The following is a 238-nucleotide window of genomic DNA, read 5'->3' as shown; positions in this document are numbered from 1 at the left end:
GCCGTGCTTTTCTTGCCATTGCTGATCGGTATGCACGAACTGTATCCGTGGGCGCCGCGACACCATCGGCGCGAACACGTCCGGGTTCGCCGCGAGCCACTCGTCCAGCCTGTCCAGCAGCAGGTCCACCGCCTCGTGATGGCCGCCCGACTCGAGCACCCGGGCACCGAGCCGGCCGAGCGGCGGACCCCACAACGGCGTGACGAGGTGCGTGCGCACGACTCCTTCGATGGCTTCC

At 68.5% G+C, this 238-nt stretch carries 1 protein-coding gene; it reads right to left on the bottom strand.

Features of this window, described 5'->3' with window-relative positions; genetic code table 11:
* Positions 1-238 (bottom strand): hypothetical protein (locus SB775_RS33580; protein ID WP_486360746.1); only part of this gene is annotated, 238 nt, incomplete at both ends.

It is taken from the genome of Peribacillus sp. SIMBA_075, assembly GCF_046534585.1.
The sequence above is the reverse complement of the archived record's forward strand: the minus strand, read 5'-3'. Positions and strand labels throughout refer to the sequence as shown.